We start from the raw sequence: 18931 nt of genomic DNA on the forward strand, positions 1-18931 counted from the left end.
TTGCGCTATTTCGGCGGGATGTGCACTATTTTGCGGCCGACTGCACTTTTTTTTCGGACGAAAAAGTCCACCTGCCGTAAAAGTTTACTATTGCAACGGCTTTCGCAGAGCGGATATAGTCGAGCTACAGCACCAGACAAGCGAAGGAGGTTCGGACATGGAGCATGCGGTGCCGGACAAGCGGCTGTCCGTCAGGAAAGCGACTTTATTCAAAAAGCAGGCGTTTCGAAAGCACCTCTGGTTTTATATGCTGGCGGCCCCGGGCATTGCGTATTTTATCATTTTTCATTATGTGCCGATGTGGGGCGTGCTGCTGGCGTTTCAGGATTACAGCCCATACAAGGGCGTGCTGGGCAGCGAATGGGTAGGGTTCGAGCATTTCCGGCAATTTTTCTCGGAGCCGACGTTCTTTCAATTATTAAAAAACACACTGCTGCTCAGCTTTTACAACTTGATTTTTTTCTTCCCCTTTACGATCGTATTATCTCTTCTGCTCAACGAGGTCCGGTTCAGCTTGTATAAACGGCTCGTGCAGACAGTCGTCTATCTTCCGCACTTCGTATCCTGGGTCATCATTGTCGGCATTACGTTCATCTTTTTCGGGCCGTCGGGGGTGATCAACCACTACTTGGGGCAATGGGTTGATCAGAACGTTCCGTTCCTGATGAGCAGCGAATGGTTCCGTCCCTTAATCGTCATGCAGCAAATATGGAAGGATGCCGGGTGGGGCACGATCATTTTTATGGCAGCGCTTGCAGGAATTAACCCCGAGCAGTACGAAGCGGCGACGGTCGACGGCGCGAACCGCTGGCACCGGATCTGGCATATTACGCTTCCGGGGATTCGAAGCACGATCATCGTGCTCCTTATTCTGCGGCTCGGTTCGATCCTGGATTCGAACTTCATGCAGGTGTTCCTGATGTGGAACAATTTCAACGACGACGTATCCAACGTATTCGATCTGTATGTGTACAAAGTGGGGCTGCAGCGGTTCGAATTCAGCTTCAGCATCGCCGTCGGCCTGTTCAATTCGGTTGTCGGACTCATTCTGATGCTGACGGCGAACTTCGTATCCAAGCTGTTTAAAGAAGAAGGCTTATTCTAGGAGGGGAACCATGGGACTGAGGCTGCGGCGCATTTCCGTCTTTGATGCCGTCAATATGTTGTTGCTGCTTGTGCTGTGCTTGGCTGTCGTGATCCCGTTCTGGTACATGCTGACCGTTTCGCTCAGTCCTGTCAGCGAATCGCTCGGCGGCCGGTTTTATTTGATCCCGGAGCAGCTGAATTTCGAGGCGTACCGGTACTTGTTCTCGACCGACCGCTTCGTGCGGAGCATCGGGAATACGGTCTACATTACGGTGGTCGGGACCGCCGTTAACCTGCTGGTGTCGATTACGCTGGCTTACGCGTTGTCCAAAAAAACGCTGCCTGGCCGCAAGCTGATGCTGCTGATGATGCTCTTTACGATGGTGTTCAGCGGCGGGCTCATTCCGAAATATTTGCTGATCAAGTCGATTGGGCTGCTGGACAGCTATTGGGCCTTGATTTTGCCGGGCGCGACGAATGCTTTTACCGTGCTGGTCATGAAGACGTTTTTTCAAAGCTTGCCAGAAAGCCTGGACGAAGCCGCCCGCATCGACGGGGCAGGGGAACCGCGCATTTTGCTTTCTGTGGTCATTCCGCTGTCGATGCCGATCATCGCTACGTTTTCGCTGTTCTTTATGGTCGGGCACTGGAACGAATTTTTCGGGGCGATCATTTATTTGAGCGACAACGCCAAATGGCCGATTCAAGTGCTGCTGCGCCTGATGGTCATCGCGGGTGAAGCGAATATCGCTTCCGAGAACAATCTGGATTTCGAGCTGGCCAGCAAGGTCGGCGACAATGTGAAGATGGCGGCCATTATCGTAGCGATGATTCCGATCGTCGTCGTCTATCCTTTCCTGCAGAAGCATTTTGCCAAAGGAGCCATGCTCGGCTCGATTAAAGAGTAATCGGGGGAGGGATTTCGTCCGACCGGTTCGAGCTTGCCATACAGGCTGTACTTATTCCAAGACGATGAGAGGGGTTTTCTACGATGAAAACGAAACAATGGCTCGCAGGGACATGCGTCACCATTCTGGCTCTGGGCAGCGTCGTCGGCTGTGCTTCCGGGAGCGGAACGAAAGAAGCGGGCAAGCCCGCAGCGGGTTCGAACGAACCGACGACGATCAAGGCGCTCGCGGTGCTGTCCGCCGGGGAGCCGCCCGTGCTTGAGAACAGCCAGGCGCTCAAGGAGATCGAAAAGAAAGCCAACGTCAAGCTGAATCTCGAATTCGTGCCGGGTGACGTGTATCCGGATAAAGTGAACATTGCCATCGCCTCGGGAAGCCAGTACGACCTCATTTTGCTGACGGATGGCAAGGACGAGAAGTACACGAAGCTCGTCAAGCAGGGAGCGTTCCACAACTTGACGGCGCTGGTGAAGGACATGTCGAATCTGCAAAAGATTCCTCAATACACGTGGGACAACACGACGGTGAAAAATGAGATTTTCGGCATTCCGAGACCGCGCAGCACGCACGGCGGAGGCAATGCGAACTTCTTCCTCCGCAAGGATTGGCTGGACAAGTACAATTTGCAGGTGCCCAAAACGGTAGACGAGCTGACGAACGTGCTCAAGGTGTTCAAGGAGAAAGACCCGGCCGGGGGCGGCAAAACGGTCCCGATGATCGCAGGTCCGTTCACGACGCCGTGGTTCGGTTCGGTTAACCCGGTCGCTTTTGCCTTCGGCCTTCCGTACTCGTACAAAATCGAAGGCGACAAGCCGGTAGCTTATTTCCAAACGCCGGAATACAAGGCTTATCTCGATTGGCTTCGCATGGCGTACACCTCCGGGCTGATCGATAAGGACGCTCCGGTGCTCAAAACCGGGCAGGTGAAGGACAAGTTCAAGTCCGGCGTCGCCGGCATGATGGTCGACAACGTCAGCATGATGAACGAGAACAATCTGGCGGTGATGCGAAAGACCGATCCGAAAGCGGAGCTTGTTGGAGTGCCATATCTGGAGGGACCGGGCAGCAAGAAGGGCGTGCAGATGATCGAAGGCTATTACGGTATCTGGGTCGTTCCGACGAGCGTGGCGAAGGAAAAAGTGAAGAAAATCGTTGAGTTCCTCAATTGGACCGCTTCCGATGAAGGAACGGAGATAGCGAAGGCGGGCATACCGGGCGTGCACTATACCAAGTACGACAAAGAGTCCGGCGCTGTGGAACGCACCGAGGAACAGAAGAAGCTGTATGACAAAGAAAAGCCGATGCTGCTTGTGCTGCAGAACGCTTACGACAAATACATTTATGCGGATTCCCAGGTTCCCGAGATCAAGAAGGCGCAGAAAGATGTCCTGGACGGCTTCGATCAGGTCGGCGTGCCGAACCCGTTCATTGCCTTCGTCTCCGAAACGGCCAGCAAAAATCCGGATCATCAGAAAAAGCTGTCGGCCGCCGCGGTCAACTATGTGATGGGCACCGGCAATTGGGAAGCCGTGCAGGCGGAAGTCGAAGCTTGGAGCAAAGGCTTGGGCGCGCAGATCATGAAAGAGTACATGGACCAATACAACGAAAGCAAGAAGAAATAAACAGGCCTGCCGTCTGCTGCGGTATAGGCGTAAGGCAAGCCGGGGACGGATGCTCTCCGACCTCCGGCTTGCTGCTTTGAAAAGCGCGTTCGAGGAGGGAAAGCGATGGATGGAATAGGCACGCCGGCATGGACGCAGCGCCTTCGAACCCGGATGCGGGATTGCGATTGGGTGAAGCGGGGGGTGGAGCAGTGGAAAGTGCGGTTAAGCGCTCAAGTGAACCGGCCTCCGGACATTCTGCTGCTGGGCGGGGGCTGGAGCCACCGCTACATCTGCCCCGATGACGGCGCTGCACTTGTGCGCGTGGACCGGCATCATCACGAATGCCCGTGCTGCCACAGCATCTGGAGCGGGTCCCCGTGGGACGACGCGGCCGTGGCTGAGGAGCATAACCGCTTCGCGCAGGACGCCCGGCTGGCCGCTGTGGTGTACGCGGCGTCGGGCGAGTCCGTGTACGCGCAGTGGGCGAAAAGCGTGCTGCTGTTTTACGCCCGGCATTACGACCGCTTCCCGCTCCACGATATTTTCGGCAAGGTTGGTGAGGAGGCCGGCAAGTACGGGGCGAAAGTCCAAAACCAGACGCTGTCTGAAGCCAGCTGGATTTATCCGCTAGCCCAAGCGTGTACAATCTTACGCCATGCTTCTATGCTGAGCGCGGGGGAACTGGGCGAAATGGAAGAACGTTTGTTCCGCCCGGTAGTCCGGGTCATCGACCGCAATCCGAGGGACCGCTCCAACTGGCAGACGTACCATAATGCGGCTCTGGCGGCGATTGCCGAAGCGCTCGGCGACGTGGATCTGCTGAAGCGGGCGCTGAATGACGCGGCGAATGGGTTACATTTCCAGATGGAAAGCGGCGTCGGCGAAGACGGGTTCTGGTTCGAAGGCGCATGGAGCTACCATTTCTACACGCTTGAAGCGCAGGCGGTGATCGCTTGGGCCGCCATGGGGTTCGGTGAGAAGCTGTACGAGCATCCGAGGCTGCGTGCGATGTTTGATATTCCGCTGAAGGCGATGCTGCCGGATGGGACGTTTCCCGCCCTTCACGACTCCAAGGTCGTGGATATTCGTTCTTACGCGCATTTGTATGAATGGGCGTATGCGTTTTATGGCATTGGAGGAGAGATTGTGCGGAGCGGCGACCGAGGTTCTTTGTACGGCGTGTTGTTTGGAGCGCCATTGTCGGAGGTGATACCTTCGGGGGAAGGGTGCGCCGAGGGGGCGGATGCAGCAAGCGAGGCCGCTGCGATTACGGTATTGAGCAAGCCCGGGATGGTCAGCGTGACGTACGGTGCAGACGAAGAGGCACAGGCGCTTCTCGTTGATTACGGGGAGCATGGCGATTGGCACGGACATTATGACAAGCTGAATCTGCTGTATTACGCAAGGGGCCGCAGTTGGCTAGCCGACGCAGGCATGGTTCCGTACGGACACGAGCTGCACAAGGCATGGTATGTGCATACTGTGGCGCATAACACGGTGGCGGTCAACGGCCGCTCCCAGCAGGAAGCCTGCGGCCGGCTGCGCAAGGCGGTGGGCGAGGCCGGCATTATCCGGGTCGAGGCCGAAGCGGAGGACGCTTACGAAGGTGTCCGGCTGGACCGGCGGCTGACACTGGCCGGCGGGCTGCTGGTGGACGTATTTCGGGTGACAGCGGGCGAGCCTTCGACCGTGGACTGGATGATGCATACCCAGGGGAATCCGGTCGAAGCGCCGCACATTCGATATACCGCTGTTTCGGCGGAGGCGCTGTCGGACACGGACGGGTACCCGCATTTGCGGAAGGTGAGGCGTCTGGAAGGTCTGCCGGACGATTGGATGCTCGAATGGAGCTGGAACGGAGAAGGCGGGGAAGACGAGCGGCTGCAGGTTTACGCCTTGGCCGAGCCGAGGGACGCCAGCGTCTATTTGGCCGAATCGCCATTCATGCCCCCCGTTCAAGTTCGCAGCGCCTGCATTCGCAGGGTGCCGTCGTGTACTCGGGCGGCGTTTGTTACGGTCTTCCGGGCTTGCCGGAAAGGCGATGCCCCGCTCTCGCTCCGGCTGATCGGCGATCCGTCGGACGGCGAGGGTCTATTGCTCGAAGTGAGGGACGGAGAGCAGGGCGAGGCGATGCTGTGGACCGTATGAGCCCGTTTTAAGTTGGAAACGCAAGAAGAATGAGGAGGCTGCTATGAAACAAGTCGTCGACGAAGGGCTGAAAGCCCGGCATCGCTACGCGGAACCGCCTGCGGCGCAGCGGGACGATTGGGAGCGCGCCGTACAATACGTGCTGGCGCAAATTGACCGCAATCTGGGGACGTTCGCGCTGCAATTTCCGTCGCCTGCAAGCGAGGGGAATGTGTACCAGCCGATCGGCAATACCGAGTGGACGTCCTCCTTTTGGACGGGAATGCTGTGGCTGGCCTACGAGATGACCGGTCACGACCGTTACCGCCGGGCGGCGGAAGCGCAGCTCGACAGCTACCGGGAAAGGGTCGAGCGAAGAATCGCAACGGAGACGCACGACCTCGGCTTCTTGTACTCGCTGTCCTGCGTAGCGGCCTATAAGTTGACCGGCAGCGAACAGGCCAAGGACACGGCGCTTCAAGCCGCCGATTTGCTGATCGGGCGTTATTTTGAGAAGGCGGGCATCATTCAGGCATGGGGCAATTTAAACCAGCCGAACCAGCGCGGGCGGATGATTATCGATTGCCTTATGAATTTGCCCTTGCTGTATTGGGCAACGGAGACGACGGACAATCCGGAATACCGCCGGATCGCCATCCATCATGCCACACAAGCGGCGGCACATATCATCCGCGAAGATGCTTCAAGCTATCATACGTTCTACATGGACGTGGATACGGGACAGCCGAAATACGGCAAGACGTCGCAAGGCTTCTCCGACGATTCGTGCTGGTCGCGCGGGCAGGCGTGGGCCATTTACGGTTTTCCGCTCAGCTACAACTATACACGGGATCATTCGTATCTCGCTATCGCGCAAAAGACGGCCAACTACTATTTAAACCGGCTGCCCGACGATTCGGTGTGTTATTGGGATCTGATCTTTACGGACGGGCCGGAGGAGCGGGACAGCTCGGCGGCGGCCATTGCCGCTTGCGGCTTGCTCGAATTAGCCAAGCATCTGCCATTGTCTAACGAATACAAGCGGGCCTACGAGAATGCCGCTCTGGGGATGCTGGACTCGCTGGCGCGGCGGTATACGACAGCCGGGGTTCCGCATTCGAACGGCATCCTGCTTCATGCGGTGTACGGCAAGCCTCTGGGCAACGGGATCGACGAATGCTGCATCTGGGGCGATTATTACTATTTCGAAGGGCTTGTCCGGGTATTGAAAGACTGGAATCTATATTGGTAGAAGCGAGAGGTAGATGCGCGATGACGGTGACAAGCGGTGAGGACAAAATCAAATGGTGGAAGGACGCCAAATTCGGCATGTTTATCCACTGGGGCTTATATGCGGCTTTGGGCCGGGGCGAGTGGGTCATGTACGAATTGAACATTCCGGTTCGCGATTACGAGCGGCTTGCGGAGACGTTCAATCCCGTTCGCTTTAACGCCAAGACATGGGTAGGGCTGGCTAAAGCGGCAGGCATGAAATATATCGTCATCACGGCGAAGCATCATGACGGGTTCGCCATGTTCCGTTCGCAGGCGGAGCCGTTCAACATTGCAGACGCTACGCCGTTCGGGCGCGACCCGTTGCAGGAGCTGGCCGAGGAATGCCGTGAGCAGGGCATTGTGCTGTGCTTCTATTATTCCCACGTCATTGATTGGCATCATCCGCATGCCGTACACAACAAATATAACAACGTGTGGGACTATGATACGGACTCGAAGCATTTTCCGACGTATTGGAACGGGCTGGCCAAGCCTCAAATCCGTGAGCTGCTTACGCAGTACGGACCTGTCGGTCTGCTCTGGTTCGATACGGCGGGCGGGCTGTCAAAAGAGGATAGCGAGGAGCTCGTGGAGCTTGTGCGAAGCCTCCAGCCGGACTGCCTGATCAACAGCCGGGTTAGTCATTACCCGGGCATGGGGGACTACCAGTCGAAGGGCGATAATGAAATTCCGATGTACGGCGAAGACTCCCGCGCATGGGAGACGCCGATGACATTGAACCAATCGTGGGGCTTCAGCACGAAGGACCAGGTCTGGAAACAGCCGGAAGCCATCATCCGGAAGCTGGTTCATATTGTAAGCAAGGGCGGCAACCTTTTGCTCAACGTTGGTCCGGACGCCGGAGGACTGATCCCGGATTTGTCCGCCGAAAGGCTGCGCGAGGTGGGCGCTTGGCTGAGCGTTCATGGGGAAGCGGTGTACGGCGCGGCGGCCAGTCCTTTTCCGTACGAGATGGAATGGGGCTCCGTTACCGTGAAGCCCGGCCGCGTCTACCTGCATCTGACAAGCGACGACTGGCGGAAAGAACTGCGCTTGTACGGGCTCAAAAACAAAATCAAACAAGCTTATGTGCTAAGCGATGCAAGCCGAACGCCGCTTGTGACCGCACAAAACTATGATGCCGGAATGGATCACCACACGATGGCGATCAGACTGCCGGACGAGCCGGCCAATGATTGCATGACGGTCATCGCCGTTGACATCGAAGGAGAGCTTTCCGTCGATATGCGTTTGAGCCAGCAGCCGTCCGGTCATGTGAAGCTCGAATGGGCCAACGGCCGTATCGATGCGGAAGCGAAAACGGTAGAGTGGAGCTTTCAAATCGTCGCTCCAGGCACCTTCGATCTTGAGCTTGTTTGTTTTCAGAAGGAAGGCGCTTCATGGGATGAGGCGTTTCGGGAAGGAATCGAAGCGGCTTCCGGGAACCGGCGGTTCACGGCGCAGCCGAAGCCGGACCAGGTGGTCAAAAATTCCACGGCCTGCCAGCACCCGTACAGCGAAGTCCATTCGCATCTGGGAACGATCGTCTTCGACCGGCCGGGCACATGCACGCTTTCGCTTCGCTCTGCGCTGATCCGCCCCAAATCCGGATTCACGGAAATATGGCAGGCCGATCCGGTGAAGCTGCGGGCCGTGAAGCTGATCAAGCGGCAGTAGCCTGTCCACCATGAAAAAGCTGCTTTTATTGAAGGCATGCCATTGGAGGCTCATACATGAAACCACTTACTGCGATATTGATTGGCGCCGGCGCGAGAGGGGCGCACAGCTACGCGCCCTACGCAACTGATTATCCTCACGAGCTGAAGTTCGTGGCGGTGGCCGAATCGAATCCGCTGCGAAGAGAAAAGTTTGCGCAAGCGCACGGACTTCCCTCTGAGCGATGCTATGCTTCATGGGAACAACTGCTGGAGGAGCCGCGGCTGGCGGATATTGCGATCATCTGCACGCAGGACCGGATGCATTACGAACCGACGCTGCGGGCTTTGGCGGCCAAATACCACGTGCTTTTGGAAAAGCCGATGTCGCCGAGTCCCAAGGAATGCGTCGAAATGGAGCAGGCGGCGCGGGAGAACGACCATTATGCGCAGTTTCCTTCACGAAGTGCGGCATTAAAATGTCGGCTACTGGCATATGGCCCACAGCTACGGCGGGGGAGAAAGCTTGACGTCGGCCTCTGCATCCGTCAGGAGCCATCTCATGGCGTTCGCGGCGGAGGAGTCGAGGCTCCGTCAAGGTCAATCGATTGAGCTTGACGCCTACTACAAGCAATGGATTCGATCGTAAGTTTTGTTCGAGCTTAGGTGGCAAAAGGCCAAGCCTCTGGCGGTTATCCGTTGGCTTGGCCTTTTGTCGTTCATGCATTCTCGTTACGTCGGGCCATCTGCTGCCAGACCGATCCGACGGCCGCCTGGCCGCCCTCGATACGCTCCAGCGCCATGCGCACCTGCATCCGCACTTCAAACTCCGGGTCGTCCTGGGCTGCTCGCAGGGCTTGTATTGCTCCTTCATCGCCTACTTCATAAAGGAAGCGGGCTGCCCGCCAGCGCACCAGCTTATTGGAGTCCTGCAAAGCTCCGATCATCGCATTCTGTGCGGCGGGATCCCCAATATCCGACAGCGTGTCCCCTGCGGTCCGGCGGACGGAGGAGGAAGAGTCCAGCAAAGCACGGTACAGGTAGGGAAGCACATGCGGCTCTTTCAAATCTCCCAAATAGACGGTAGCCAAGCGCCGGACCGTCGAACGTTCGTCTTCCAGACCTTTGAGCAGCAGCGGGAGCGTTTCCTCGGAGGGCTTGATCTGCTCCAGCGCCGCATACCGCTGCTTCCAATCGGGGTCCTGCAGCTTTCGCTCGGTTTCCTCATAGCTCAGCGTCGGACGGCCGGAAGCCGCCAGCTCCTTTGCGTCGCCTTGAGCCGGACCTTGCTCGGCTTGGGCGATCAACCGTTCGAGCTGCTCGTCGCTGTAGGCGGCGTCCAGCTCTTGAACGACTTCGTCCAAGACGTCCTGAAGCTCGCCGTAGCGCGTATCCCAATCGTCCAGGGAACGCTCTTTGATCAGGTTTGGCGCGGCTGCCGCCCCGCGGATGGCAGCGTCGCTAAACCGTTGGGGCAAGGCAGCCCGCCGTTCTTCCGCGCCATTCGTTACCCGGACCTGCAGCGGAATGCCGCGAAAATGCTGCAGAAGCACCTTGACTTCGCCGAATGTCGCGTCGGTTGTTTCCGCCGGGCTGTCCGGGGAAGCGGGCTTTTGTGAGGCTGCTTCCGCCTGGTTTTGCGCTGCGCCGGACGGCGCGACGCCCAGGATGTCCCGGACTTCAGCGAGAATGTGCTGCCAGTCTCCTTTGGCTATCCGGTCCAGGGCGATAAAATCCGCCGCGCGGTATAAGCTTTTGACGCCATCAATGGCAAGCAGCTGCTGAAGCTGAGGATCTGCCAGTTGGCCGGCTTGCTCGCGGTTGAACGTTTCGCGAACGTCTTTTGGCAAGGAAGTATCCAAATTGATTTTCATGGTATTTGGGCTGGGTGTCGGTTCGATCGAGAGAATAGGCATCGGTCATACCTCCTGTCTGCCTGGTTGTTTGGATTTTGGCATTTTCCGTTCGGGTCGGTATTTATGACTGCGCCGCGAGATACCGTTCTTGGATGACTCGAACGTGATGAAGCTCGTGTCCCGCGATAATATAGGCCAGTGCTCGCACGGATGTATTACAGCCGGCCGCCGTTCCTTGGCGCAGCCAGACTTCCGGAGACAAGCCCGCAAGCAGGGCCAGCGTCGCCTGCCGGACTGCCATGAATTCTTCCGTCAGAGAAGTAAGCGGCCGGTCGTCGAAATTTGCACCGGAAACGTAGAGATGCTCGTCCATAGAAGGGAACGGGGTCTGATCGCCACGTGCAATGCACAGCAATCGGTAGCTTAAGACCCGCTCGGTATCCGTGACGTGGCCGAGCACTTCTTTCAAACTCCATTTGCCTTCGGCATAACGGAAGAGAGCTTGTTCCTCGGTTAGCGAATGGAGCAACTCGGTCGTTGCTTTCAGTTGAGTGCGGAGCTGTTCCTGAACATCCCCATCGGGAACCTGTGCAATATACTCCTGATAATGCGCTCCATATTCAGTCGTTTCTGGTCTGTTCATCGTTCGGCTGCTCTCCTCCGGATTGAATAAAAAGGACCGACGCTCTCGAAAGAGCAGGCCGGTCTCTTGTCAGCATTAGCTTGGGTGTAACTCTTAATCCAGGTCAAGCAGATTGCGGTGCAGGTAGTTGTCGTCCAACGCTTTGGTCAGATCAAAGACGGTGTGTGCCAGATCCAAATTTTCGAACGTGTGCTCACAGGAGTCTTTATACGCCATTTCTTCCTCGTAATGCGACATATAGCGGTCAATCAGATCGGGGGAATCCCCGCGCTCCTTCTCGCGGCGCTTGACCGTCTCCCGATCGGCGTAGATGAAGATTCGCACGGCTCGATCGCTGTACAGGGACTTCAGGGTTTCCGCGCCTTGACGGTTCAAAATCAAGTAGACAGCCCCGTGCTTTTGGACCATGTCGGCTACGTCGGATTCTTTGACCCCATACCGGTTCCCGTCCAATTCGATCACTTCGATGAACTCCTGGTTTGCTTCGGCTTCCTCAAATTGCTTCCGAGTGACGAAGTGGTAATCTTGCCCGTCGACCTCCGAAGAGCGGGGAGGGCGGGTCGTGTACGAAATTACCTGTTTGATGCCGAGCGTGCTGCCGGACATCTGAGCGATGGTTCGGCGACCGGCTCCATTCGGACCCGTGAATACAAAAATAAGTTCCTTGTCTTTCAGTTCGTACATAGAAACCCTCCTTTATTTGGGAAGTACAGTTCCTTGCCGAGTGCTATCCTTTATTTTACATGGTTTCTCAGACGAGGTAAAGATGCTCTTGAAAGCGTTTCAGCGCTTCCGCTGCTTGCCGTTGCCGCCGCCGCCTCTGCGCCCGCGCGGTGTGCCCGCGCTCGCGTCCGCGCCGCCACGTCGCCCACGCGCTGCGCCAGCATCCGCGCCGCTGCGCCGCCCGCGTGTCGCGCCCGCTCCCGCGTCTGCGCCGCCGCGTCGCCCTCGCGCTGAGCCTGCTGCCGCGTCCGCGCCGCTGCGTCGCCCTCGCGCGTCGCCCGCTGCCGCGTCCGCGCCGCTGCGTCGCCCTCGCGCGTCGCCCGCTGCCGCGTCCGCGCCGCTGCGTCGCCCTCGCGCGTCGCCCGCTGCCGCATCCGCGCCGCTGCGCCGCCCGCGTGCCGCTCCCGCTCCCGCATCCGCGCCGTTGCGCCGCCCGCGCGTCGCGCCAGCCCCCGCGTCCGTGCCGCTGCGTCGCCCTCGCGCCGCGCCCACCGCTGCGTCCGCGCCGCTGCGCCGCCCGCGCGTCGCGCCAGCACCCGCATCCGCGCCGCTGCGCCGCCCGCGCGTCGCGCCAGCACCCGCGTCCGTGCCGCTGCGTCGCCCTCGCGCCGCGCCCACCGCTGCGTCCGCGCCGCTGCGCCGCCCGCGCGCTGCGCCCGCCTCCGCGCCGCTGCGCCGCCCGCGTGCCGCTCCCGCTCCCGCATCCGCGCCGTTGCGCCGCCCGCGCGTCGCGCCAGCCCCCGCATCCGCGCCGCTGCGCCGCCCGCGCGCTGCGCCCGCCTCCGCGCCGCCACGTCGCCCACGCGCTGCGCCTGCTGCCGCATCCGCGCCGCCACGTCGCCCGCGCGCTGCGCCTTCACCCGCGTCCGCGCGCTCTGCCGCCGCTTTCCCCGACCGCTTCGCGATCGTCGCCTTAATGCCACGCTCGATCTGCTCCAGGTACATGGCATCCCGCTGCGCGGCGAACGTAAACGCTTTGCCCGTCTGGCCTGCGCGTCCCGTCCGCCCGATGCGGTGAATGTAGCTTTCGGCATCGTGCGGGATGTCGTAGTTAAAGACGTGCGTGATGCCTTCGACGTCGAGTCCGCGCGCCGCGATATCGGTCGCTACGAGCAGCTGGATTTTGGCCTCGCGAAACCGCTTCATGACCTGCTCGCGCTTCGCCTGCGTCAAGTCTCCGTGCAGTTCGTCGCACGAATACCCGCGTTCCGCCAGCTCGTTCATCAGCTTGCTCGCTCTAAGCTTCGTACGGCAAAAAATCATCGCCAGATACGGATTTTCTTCGTCGATCAATTTACAGAGCGTTTCCAGCTTTCCGCGGTCGGTGGTCTGAATCACGACCTGTTCGATTTCGTCCAGCGTCACGCGTTTCGATTTCACTTCGATTTCAACAGGCTGCCGCATGTACTCTTTGGCCAGCTGACGGATGCGCGGAGGCATCGTAGCCGAGAACAGCAGCGTCTGCCTGCGGCTCGGGGTCACCGAAATAATCTCCACGACCTCCGGCAAAAAGCCCATGTGCAACATTTGATCCGCTTCATCCAGCACAAGAACGGACAGCTTATGAAGCTGCACCGTTTCCCGGCGCAGATGATCAAGGAGCCGTCCGGGCGTCGCTACAATAATATGTATATTTCCTTCCAGCTTGCGGATCTGGCGTTCGACATCCTGCCCCCCGTAAGCGGACAGCACGCGCAAGCCTTTGAGCGGAGCCCAGCGCTTGATTTCTTCCGTAATTTGAATGGCAAGCTCGCGGGTCGGGGTAACGATCAGCGCCTGCACGTTAGGGTTATCAGGATTGACGTTTTCCAGGATCGGCAGCGCAAAAGCCAGCGTTTTGCCCGTTCCCGTCTGCGCTTGAGCGATGATGTCGTGCCCGGCAAGGGCGACCGGGATCGCCTCGCGTTGGATCGGCGTCGGCTCGTCGTATCCATGTTTTTGCATGGCCTCGGCCAAGTCGCTCCCGATCCCGAGCAGGGCAAAATTATTTTTCTTCATTATATTATCTCCCCGTAATTCGAATTATTCTTCTAAGAGAACCTTCAATTATAAATGCAATTCTACAGGAACCGGCGGCAAAAAGAAACTGCACGGGGCTGAAAAAGCCGGGTGCAGCCTGCTTTCCGCTGAAGGGATGACGGGACTGAGGCTCAATATTCCCGGCCGTTCCCTTCCGCTTGATTCGGAATCGTAACGTCCGTTCCGAACGTCCGTACCATCATTTCCGCGAATTGGGCACGGTACGGCTCCAGACTTCTTCCGCTCCAGCTGTCCTGCGCCATCCGGTTAAACGCGTTGACGACGTTGCGGTTCGCCGAAATGTAGACGTCATGCACCGTCGGCTGATTCAGGCGGATTTTTTCCGCAATCTTCTGCTTGAACAAATGCGACAAATGCTCGTGGTGCATTTCCGTCTCCGCACCGCTGCTGCCGCTGATCAACTGGTCGGGCGGGGCATAATCGCTTTGATCTCCGTACGTGCTGTACAGCCCTTTGACCAATCCGTAACTATTGGTTTCCGTCCCTTTGGCTTCGCCTCCCCGCGTCCCGCTGGCGGTACTGTCGATTGTGATGGCGACATAGGCGGTGTTATCGCCCATCATGACGATCGCGCTGCTGACCCCGTCCATGGCGGCCACCTGATCGGACAAATGCTGATTCATCTCAAGTTTGGTTACTTTGTGGGAAACGGGGGCATACTGCTGCTGAGTTTGATAAGCGCGCGACGTGTCCTGCCTCGGCATATCCCGCTTGCTGCCGTAATTCTGGGCGCTGTTGTAGTCGTACCATGAAAAGCAGCCGGTCATCGCCATGGCGAGGCCCAAGGCGGCCGCCGATCCGATCCATCGGAAATAACGCATCATGAGTGCCCTCCTTTGAAAATCTCCTTCTTAGGATTGATTATCGGGGACGATTTATGCGCAGGAAAGCAAGGTCCAAATGATGCATAAAAGCACCTCTATATGGAAATAACCAAGTAGAGGCGAAAACGCTTAATCCCAGCAAATTCGAGAGTTCCGAACAATTTGTGAACTTCTTCAGATTCATTGACAAAAAACAGGTACGAATTTATAGTTAATATGGTGATTAGGTTCATTGACAAGTTATGACCTATTTTGATCGAAAAATATTTGCTTTATAAGGTGGGATTGATTAAGATGATTCGATGGCAAAATCTGTGGCGATTCATCCCTCTTTTTGGGTTGATGATGTTGCTGTTAACGGGGTGTGGAGACCAGACGATTTCCGCCTTAAAGCCAAGGGGGCCGGTCGCCAGAGATCAGCTGTTCCTGATGAAGCTCAGCTTCGGGATCATGCTTCTGGTTGTCGTGGTCGTTTTTGTTCTTTATTTGTATGTCCTGGTCCGCTTCAGAAAGAAAAAAGGCGACAAAGACATCATTCCGAAACAGGTGGAAGGCAGCCACACGCTGGAGATTATTTGGACGGTTATTCCGATCGTATTGCTCCTCATTTTGGCCGTTCCTACCGTACAGTACACCTTCAAGCTTTTGGAAGACCACAGAGACAACAAAGAAGCACTGCACGTTAAAGTGACGGCTCACGCTTTCTGGTGGCAATTCGAATATCCGGAGTTGGGGATCGCAACAGCCCAAGACTTAGTCATTCCGACAAACAAAAAGATCGCCTTCGAATTAACCGCTTCCGATGTGAAGCACTCCTTCTGGGTTCCGTCGCTCGGCGGTAAAATGGACACGAACCCGGGTAACACCAACGTATACTACTTGCAAGCAGACGAAGTGGACGTCTTCAAAGGAAAGTGTGCGGAGCTTTGCGGCGCCTCTCACTCCTTGATGGACTTTAAAGTGAAATCGATGGATCAAGCCGATTTCGATCAATGGGTCGCCAAAATGAAAACGCCTGCTTCCGTTCCGGCCGATGCGCAAAAAGGTGAACAGATCTTCAAAGACAACTGTTTGTCCTGTCACGCGGTTAACGCACAGGGACTCGGCGCGGGTCCGAACTTGAACGGCTTTGCTTCCCGTGAGCTCGTTGCTGGCATTTTGCCGCACAACGATGAAAGTTTGAAGCAGTGGATTGCCGATCCTCAATCGGTGAAACCGGGTAACAAAATGCCTGCTCTCGGATTGAAGGACGACCAAATCAATGATGTAATCAAATACTTGAATTCGTTGAAGTTAAAGTAACGAGCATCGCGGAAAAAGGAGGTTTATACGGTGGCTCACGGACACACGGCAAAACGGTACACCGGGCTGATGGATTGGCTTACCACGGTGGACCATAAAAAGATCGGAATTTTATACTTGATCGCGGGCGGGATCTTCTTCCTGATGGGCGGCATTGAGGCCATCTTGATCCGGATTCAGCTGCTTTACCCCGATCAGAAAATCTTTTTCGGAGATACGTTTAACCAATTGACAACCATGCACGGTACGACGATGATCTTCCTTGCGGCGATGCCGGTCATCTTCTGTTTTATGAATGCGATCGTACCGCTTCAGATCGGAGCCCGCGACGTAGCGTTCCCGTTCGTGAATGCATTGGGCTTCTGGTTGTTCTTCTTCGGCGGCTTGCTGCTGAACACCTCGTGGTTTCTCGGCGGCGCGCCGGCAGCGGGCTGGACGGCTTACCCGCCGCTTGCGGGCATCATTGATCCAAGCGGCGTGTTCAAGGGCGTAGACTTCTACGTTCTCGGCTTGCAGATCGCGGGTCTCGGTACGCTGATCGGGGGGATTAACTTCCTCGTCACAATTATCAACATGCGTGCGCCAGGCATGACTTACATGAGAATGCCAATGTTTACTTGGGCCGCGTTCATTACATCTTTGCTCATTCTTTTCGCTTTCCCGGCCATTACGGTAGGGCTTGTCGAATTGATGTTCGACCGGATTTTTAGCGGCGCTTTCTTCGATGTGGCGAAGGGCGGTAACCCGGTGCTTTGGGAACACCTTTTCTGGATTTTCGGGCACCCCGAAGTTTACATCTTGATTTTGCCGGCGTTCGGTATCATTTCGGATATCGTGTCGACGTTCTCGAAAAAGCGTTTGTTCGGATATAGCTCCATGGTATTCGCTACAGCTCTTATCGGATTTTTGGGCTTCATGGTATGGGCCCACCATATGTTTACGACAGGGATCGGTCCCGTTGGGGATGCAATCTTCGGGGTTGCTACGATGGCGATCGCGGTACCGACAGGGGTTAAAATCTTTAACTGGCTGTTCACGCTGTGGGGCGGTCAAATCCGCTTTACAACGGCTAACATTTTTGCAACGGCATTTATTCCGACGTTCGTTATGGGTGGTGTTACCGGGGTTATGCTTGCCGTACCGGCAGCTGACTTCCAATATCACGATACGTACTTCGTCGTAGCTCACTTCCACTACGTTATCGTCGGCGGTCTTGTCCTCGCGTTGTTCGCAGCTTCGTACTACTGGTGGCCGAAAATGTTCGGCCGCATGCTGAACGAGACGCTTGGTAAAATTCATTTCTGGACTTTCTTTATCGGGTTTCATATGACGTTCTTCCCGCAGCACTTCTTGGGCTTGATGGGGATGCCTCGCCGCGTGTTTACGTATCAGCCGGGCGTCGGGCTTGAACAAGGGAACTTTATCAGTACCATCGGCGCGTTCCTGATGGGGATCGGTACGATCGTCTTCCTGATCAACTGTTTCTCTTCGTTGAGAAAACCGATATCGGCCCCGGCAGATCCGTGGGATGCTCGTACGCTGGAATGGACGATTCCTTCGCCGCCGCCGGAGTACAACTTCAAGCAAACTCCGCTTGTTCGCGGATATGATGCATTCTGGAAAGAAAAAATGGCAGGCAACAAAGAAATGACGCCGGCCGAACCGATCGGTTCGATTCACATGCCGTCGCCTTCGATTCTGCCGTTCCTGATGTCCGTCGGCTTGTTCATTGCCGGATATGGATTTATGTATCACACGTATATTGTCAGCATCCTCGGTATCGGTATGACGTTAATCTGCATGTTCTTCCGTTCGGTGTATGATGATCACGGTTTCCATATCGAGCCGGAGGAGTTAAACGATAAGGGGGCGAAGGCATGAGTGCAGCACATCATGAAGCGGGCGGCGCTTTGCCACCTCACGCAGAAACGGCAACATTAGAAGGCAAAAATAAAGTTATGGGCTTCTGGCTGTTCCTTGGCGGCGAGTGCGTACTGTTCGGTTCGCTCTTCGCCTCCTACATCGCACTGCGCAATCAGGTGCCGGACGGCCCGACGGCTCAGCATTTGTTCTCGCTTGATTTGGTCGGTATATCGACGTTTATCCTGCTTACCAGTTCTTTGACCAGCGTGTTCGCCACGATGGCGCTGCACCGCAATCAGTTCCAAAAGCTTCAAGCTTGGATGGCTGTTACCGTATTGCTCGGCCTCGCTTTCTTGGGCCTTGAAATTTACGAGTTCGTACACTACGTCAATGAAGGTCATACGTTCTCGAAAAGCGCGTTCGCTACCTCCTTCTATACGTTGGTAGGCTTTCACGGAGCTCACGTGGCTTTCGGTGTTCTGTGGATTTCGCTTTTGATCATCAACGGCTTCAAAAAAGGCTTGACTGTAGTTACGGCGCCCAAATATTACGTCGCCGGCTTATACTGGCACTTTATCGACGTCATTTGGGTATTCATCTTTACGGTCGTATACCTGATGGGGAAGGTGGGTCCATAAATGAGCAACCAACACCATTCGTCGTCTGCCGGTGATCGTCATCGTTTGGAAGGTCCGAAGAATCACTACTTATCGTACATTATCTCCATCGTGCTCACGATGCTGGCATTTGCCGTCGTGCTGTACGGCGGGTTGGACCGTTCGTTTATCTTGTTCTTTATCGTCGGCTTGGCGATTGTTCAGATTATATTTCAATTGGCTTACTGGATGCACATGAAAGATCGGGGGCACTTATTCCCGATTATGGGATTGGCATTCGGCGCGTTTATCGCATTAACCGCGGTCATCATGGCCGTATATTGGGTTTGGTGGTAGGATAGAGGAGAGAGGAGGCTGCGTTACGTAGGCCCCTCTCTTTTGCGTAACGGCAGACATTTTCACCGTTTC

15 protein-coding genes and 1 pseudogene are annotated in these 18931 nt (G+C 56.5%); 11 read left to right on the forward strand and 5 right to left on the reverse strand.

Annotated features, from left to right (window positions below):
• Positions 1 to 157: 157 nt before the first annotated feature.
• The 7 genes and pseudogenes from NI000_RS28610 to NI000_RS28640 form a co-directional block, all read left to right on the forward strand.
• Positions 158 to 1105 carry an ABC transporter permease gene (locus NI000_RS28610; protein ID WP_253414767.1) on the forward strand — a complete coding sequence of 316 codons (948 nt, stop codon included), beginning with the start codon at positions 158 to 160 and terminating at the stop codon, positions 1103 to 1105.
• 10 nt (positions 1106 to 1115) lie between these two features.
• Entirely contained in the window at positions 1116 to 1994 is an 879-nt protein-coding gene (locus NI000_RS28615; protein ID WP_036683427.1) for a carbohydrate ABC transporter permease, read from the forward strand.
• Between the two features lie 83 nt (positions 1995 to 2077).
• Complete coding sequence (locus tag NI000_RS28620) at positions 2078 to 3616, forward strand: extracellular solute-binding protein (protein ID WP_253414768.1); 1539 nt, start codon at positions 2078 to 2080, stop codon at positions 3614 to 3616.
• Between the two features lie 105 nt (positions 3617 to 3721).
• Positions 3722 to 5746, forward strand: a complete 2025-nt coding sequence (locus tag NI000_RS28625) for a heparinase II/III domain-containing protein (RefSeq protein WP_253414769.1) — start codon at positions 3722 to 3724, stop codon at positions 5744 to 5746.
• 43 nt (positions 5747 to 5789) lie between these two features.
• A complete protein-coding gene (locus NI000_RS28630; protein ID WP_253414770.1) occupies positions 5790 to 6977 on the forward strand; it encodes a glycoside hydrolase family 88 protein in 1188 nt (395 codons plus the stop codon).
• Between the two features lie 20 nt (positions 6978 to 6997).
• A complete protein-coding gene (locus NI000_RS28635) occupies positions 6998 to 8677 on the forward strand; it encodes an alpha-L-fucosidase (RefSeq protein WP_253414771.1) in 1680 nt (559 codons plus the stop codon).
• Positions 8678 to 8733: 56 nt separating this feature from the next.
• Positions 8734 to 9202, forward strand: a pseudogene (locus NI000_RS28640) (Gfo/Idh/MocA family protein); the annotation flags it as partial.
• Positions 9203 to 9374: 172 nt separating this feature from the next.
• Here the strand turns inward: NI000_RS28640 and NI000_RS28645 are convergent.
• The 5 genes from NI000_RS28645 to NI000_RS28665 form a co-directional block, all read right to left on the reverse strand.
• On the reverse strand, positions 9375 to 10571 hold the full coding sequence (locus NI000_RS28645) for a virulence factor (RefSeq protein WP_253414772.1): 1197 nt from the start codon (positions 10569 to 10571) through the stop codon (positions 9375 to 9377).
• A gap of 61 nt (positions 10572 to 10632) precedes the next feature.
• Entirely contained in the window at positions 10633 to 11154 is a 522-nt protein-coding gene (locus NI000_RS28650; protein WP_253414773.1) for a DinB family protein, read from the reverse strand.
• A gap of 93 nt (positions 11155 to 11247) precedes the next feature.
• Positions 11248 to 11838, reverse strand: a complete 591-nt coding sequence (locus tag NI000_RS28655) for a guanylate kinase (RefSeq protein ID WP_253414774.1) — start codon at positions 11836 to 11838, stop codon at positions 11248 to 11250.
• A 99-nt stretch (positions 11839 to 11937) separates the two neighbouring features.
• Positions 11938 to 13875: a DEAD/DEAH box helicase gene (locus tag NI000_RS28660; protein ID WP_253414775.1), complete on the reverse strand. Its 1938-nt coding sequence runs from the start codon at positions 13873 to 13875 to the stop codon at positions 11938 to 11940.
• A gap of 152 nt (positions 13876 to 14027) precedes the next feature.
• Complete coding sequence (locus NI000_RS28665; RefSeq protein ID WP_375541015.1) at positions 14028 to 14738, reverse strand: YhcN/YlaJ family sporulation lipoprotein; 711 nt, start codon at positions 14736 to 14738, stop codon at positions 14028 to 14030.
• A gap of 297 nt (positions 14739 to 15035) precedes the next feature.
• Here NI000_RS28665 and coxB point away from each other — a divergent pair, with 297 nt between their 5' ends.
• From coxB to NI000_RS28685, 4 genes are all read left to right on the forward strand, one after another.
• The gene (coxB, locus tag NI000_RS28670; RefSeq protein ID WP_253414777.1) at positions 15036 to 16043 is read left to right on the forward strand and encodes a cytochrome c oxidase subunit II; all 1008 of its coding nucleotides are present in this window, start codon (positions 15036 to 15038) and stop codon (positions 16041 to 16043) included.
• A 69-nt stretch (positions 16044 to 16112) separates the two neighbouring features.
• A complete protein-coding gene (ctaD, locus tag NI000_RS28675; protein WP_253414858.1) occupies positions 16113 to 17924 on the forward strand; it encodes a cytochrome c oxidase subunit I in 1812 nt (603 codons plus the stop codon).
• A complete protein-coding gene (locus NI000_RS28680; RefSeq protein WP_253414778.1) occupies positions 17921 to 18544 on the forward strand; it encodes a cytochrome (ubi)quinol oxidase subunit III in 624 nt (207 codons plus the stop codon). The genes ctaD and NI000_RS28680 overlap by 4 nt, the downstream gene beginning before the upstream one ends.
• Positions 18545 to 18859: a cytochrome C oxidase subunit IV family protein gene (locus NI000_RS28685; protein WP_036683386.1), complete on the forward strand. Its 315-nt coding sequence runs from the start codon at positions 18545 to 18547 to the stop codon at positions 18857 to 18859.
• The last annotated feature ends 72 nt before the right edge of the window (positions 18860 to 18931 follow it).

The sequence above is a fragment of the Paenibacillus tyrphae genome, from assembly GCF_024158745.1.
In the GTDB taxonomy this organism is placed as follows: Bacteria; Bacillota; Bacilli; order Paenibacillales; family NBRC-103111; genus Paenibacillus_G; species Paenibacillus_G tyrfis_A.